Source organism: Kitasatospora sp. NPDC001225, assembly GCF_053597855.1.
Window position 1 is genome coordinate 1 of record NZ_JBSFJC010000292.1, and the last position, 3,678, is coordinate 3,678.

Annotated in this window: 4 protein-coding genes; 1 reads left to right on the forward strand and 3 read right to left on the reverse strand. The window is 72.8% G+C overall.

All coding sequences use genetic code 11. From position 1 onward, the window contains the following. From ACWDCZ_RS39375 to ACWDCZ_RS39385, 3 genes are all read right to left on the reverse strand, one after another. Nucleotides 1-233: MaoC/PaaZ C-terminal domain-containing protein (locus ACWDCZ_RS39375; protein WP_449818475.1), on the reverse strand; the 233-nt coding region annotated here is incomplete at its 3' end. 18 nt (nucleotides 234-251) lie between these two features. Continuing rightward, nucleotides 252-1,487: an 8-amino-7-oxononanoate synthase family protein gene (locus ACWDCZ_RS39380; RefSeq protein ID WP_199823146.1), complete on the reverse strand. Its 1,236-nt coding sequence runs from the start codon at nucleotides 1,485-1,487 to the stop codon at nucleotides 252-254. Nucleotides 1,488-1,489: 2 nt separating this feature from the next. Further along, complete coding sequence (locus ACWDCZ_RS39385; RefSeq protein ID WP_117486016.1) at nucleotides 1,490-2,401, reverse strand: HpcH/HpaI aldolase/citrate lyase family protein; 912 nt, start codon at nucleotides 2,399-2,401, stop codon at nucleotides 1,490-1,492. A gap of 244 nt (nucleotides 2,402-2,645) precedes the next feature. Here ACWDCZ_RS39385 and ACWDCZ_RS39390 point away from each other — a divergent pair. Further along, the coding region (locus ACWDCZ_RS39390) for an nSTAND1 domain-containing NTPase (RefSeq protein WP_449818476.1) at nucleotides 2,646-3,678 on the forward strand (1,033 nt) is incomplete at its 3' end.

A 3,678-nucleotide genomic window follows, 5' to 3' on the forward strand; every position in this document is an offset into this window, starting at 1 on the left:
GAGACGATCGGCTTCCCCCAGGGGGTGTGGGCGCTGTAGGCGGCGTCGATGTGCAGCGGGGCGTCGTTCATGCTCAGCATGCTCATCAGCACGTTGTCGAGCTCGGTGACGGTCCGTCCGGGGCGGTGCTCGACCACCTCGCCGACCTCGAACTCCTCGTAGTAGCGCCCGACCACCTCGCGGTAGCGGCGCTCGCCGATCCGCCGGTAGCCGGCGGGTTCGGTTCCTTCCATGGCGGTTGCTCCCGGGTCCTAGAGGTCGGCGGTGAGTTCCTTGACGTGGCCGGCGAACTCGCGGATCAGCCGCTCGTCCATGTCGGCGCGCAGCATCAGCCGCAGTCCGGCCTCGCCCTTGGGCACGATCGGGAAGAACACCGCGGAGCTGTAGAAGCCGCGTTCGAAGAGCTGGGCGGACAGTTTGACCGCCCGCTCGGCCTCCCCGACGTCGACCCGGCGCACCGGCAGGCCGTTGCCCGCGAAGGTGGTCGGCAGCAGCTCGTCGAAGAGCTCGATGTTGCGGGCCAGCGCGCCCTGGAGCTCGGCCAGTTCGGGGGAGCGGTGGATGGCGGCGCTGGCCAGCGAGGCGCCGACCATCGGCAGCGGGATGTTCTGCGACCAGCCGATCGGGCCGGCGTGCCGGTGCAGGAACTCGAACTGCTCCCGGTTGCCGAGCATCGCGACGCCGCCGCTGGTGCCGAAGGCCTTGCCGAGGCTGGCGGTGATCACCGTCAGCGGGTTCATCTCCAGCCGGGAGCGGACGTAGCCCTCGCCGCGCTCGCCCGCGATGGACAGCGAGTGGGAGTCGTCGATGTAGAGGAACAGCCCGTAGCGGTCCTGGAGTTCGAGCAGCCCGTCGAGGGCCGCGGTGCCGCCCATCGAGTAGGCGCCGTCGGCGACGTAGGCGACCCGCGGGTACTTGCGGCAGATGTCCTCCAGGTAGTTCAGGTCGTTGTGCGGGCAGGTCAGCACCAGCGACTCGTCCGCGCAGATCGGCTTCATGTACGCCATGCAGAAGTGGCAGAAGCGGTCGAAGACCATCACCCGGGGGCCGCCGCCGCCCTGGCAGGTGCCGTCCAGGTGGCCGGAGGCGATCAGCGGCAGGATGCCGGCGGTGAGCGTGGTACAGGACGCCCCCGGCAGGATGTTCGCGCCGAACAGCTCGCCGAGTTCCTCCTCCAGCCGCACCAGCAGGTTGTGCCGGATCCTGGTGGTGGAGAGGACCAGCGAGGTGCCGCGGGCCTCGGTCAGCGCGTCCACCGCGCCGGCCAGGACCGCGGGGTGGTTGTTCAGGCCGAGGTACGAGCAGGAGACCATGTTGGCGAACTCGTGGCCGGTCTCGCGGACCGTCAGCCGGTTGTTGGACTCCGAGTCCACCGTGACGCCGATCAGGCCGTTGGCGGCCGCCGCCTGCCAGACCGGGTCGGCGCTCGCCAGCATGGCCTCGGCGTTGCGGTACCGGCGCGGGCCGAGGATGGATTCTTCGGTCATCGTCACTTCTCCGTCGTGTGGTTCGGGGTGTCGGTGGGCGCGTGGTGCTGCGGGTCGTGCGGTCCGCCGGGCCGGGGCGGGTCGAACTGCTCGATCAGGCGCTGCGAGGCCTCGAAGAACGGCATGCCGACCATCACGCCGTCCACCACGGTGACCGAGCGGCCGTTCTCCAGGCCCGCCGCGACCACCCGGCGGGCGCGCGCCAGCAGCTCCTCGTCGGGGCTGAACGTCGCGTTGATCAGCTCGAGTTGGCGCGGATGGACGGCGATCTTGCCGCTGAACCCGAAGTCCCGGGCGAGCCCGGCCTCCCGGCGCAGCCCGTCGAGGTCGGTGACCTCGAAGAACGGCGCGTCCATCGCCTCCACCCCCGCGGCGCGGGCGCTGTTGACCACCCGGGCGCGGGCGTGGGCCAGGGCCTCCCAGGAGAGCCGGGCGCCGACCGCGAAGGCGTAGTCGGCCGAGCCGAAGACCAGCCCGCGCAGCCGGTGCCCGGCGGCCGCGACGGCGGGCGCGTTCTCGATGCCCAGCGGGGTCTCCACGACGGCCAGGAACTCCGTCTCCGGGCAGTCCGCGCCGAGCGCGCCGGCGGCGATCTCGATGTCCCGGGGGGACTCCGTCATCGGGATCAGGACCAGGTCCGGTTTGACCCGGTACCGGGCGATGGCGATCAGGTCGCGCAGACCGTCGGGCCCGGACAGGGTGTTGATGCGCACCGCGCTGCGCGCGAGCTTGGTGGACGGGAGGGCGAAGAACTCCTCGGCGAGCCGGCGGGCCTCCTCCTTCCGGGTGGGTGGGACCGAATCCTCCAGATCGACCATGGCGATGTCGGCCCCGGACTGGTGGCTCTTGGTGTACCGCTCCACCGCCATCGCGGGTGTGGACAGGAGGGAACGGCAGTACCGCGTGAACCTCATGGATGTCTCCGAAGTCAGCGAGGGCTGCGGGTTCCGGTTCTATCCCACCGGCTTTGTTCGGCGCCGTACGGCTGGACATTGAACATCAACTCGGAACAACCGACCCGTACGCACCATTGTTTGACGCCAACGGTCCTGTGCATGATGAATCAACGGGGGGATGGACACGAGGCGCACGCGGCGCGTGTGGCGCGTGGGCACTCAAGGTTTCAGGACACCGCTTCAACGGAGAAGGGGGGCCGTCGTGCCGCGTCGGGAAAGTCCACTGGACCCCGGGGACGGGCCGCTGCTGCGCTTCGCGGGCGATCTGCGGGCCCTGCGGGAGCGCGCCGGACGTCCGCCGTACCGTCAACTCGCCCTGCGGGCGCACTGCTCGGCGGCCAGCCTGTCGGTGGCCGCGGGAGGGCGGCGGCTGCCCAGCCTCGCCGTCACCCTCGCCTACGTGCAGGCCTGCGGCGGGGACGTGCGGGAGTGGCGGCACCGCTGGCAGCTGCTCGCCGCCGAACTGGCCGCCGAACAGTGCGCCCGGCGGCGCGCCCAGGACGTCGGACGGGCCCCCTACCCGGGCGCGGCCGCGTTCGAGGCGGCCGACGCCGAGCGGTTCTTCGGCCGCGAGGCGCTGCTGGACCGGCTGGTCGCCCTGCTGGCCGAACGGCGGCTGGTGATCGTCTCCGGGCCGTCCGGGGCGGGCAAGTCCTCGCTGGTCAGAGCCGGTCTGCTGGCCCGGCTCGGCGCGCCCGCCGCCACCGGTGCCGTCACCGGCGCCACCACCGGGAGACCCGGGGCCGGGGGCGGAGCGGGCCGGCCCCCGGCCGACGGCGGTGTCCCGGTGGCGCTGCTGACCCCCGGTGAACGACCCATGGAGGCGTACGCGCTCGCGCTCGCCCGGCTCGGGCAGCGGGCCGGGGAGACGAGGCGCGGCGGGTCCGGACCGACGGCCGGGGACCCGGTCCTGGTGGTCGACCAGGCCGAGCAGCTGCGCACCCGCTGCCGGGACGCCGCCGAGCGGGCGCGCTTCCTGGACGCGCTGGTGGCGACCGCCGCGGGCGATCCGGACGGGGCGTCGGACGGGCTGCCGGTGGCGGCGCCGGCCCGGTGCCGGGTGGTGCTGGTGGTCCGCTCCGACCAGTGCGGCCCGCTGCTCGCCGAGCACCCGGGGCTGGCCGAGGCCGGCCGCCACGGGGTGCTGCCGGTGGGGCGTCCGGCGCCGGACGAGCTGCGCCGGGCGAACACCCAACCCCCACAACGGAAAACCCGAGGGGTCGGGAAGCGTGTTA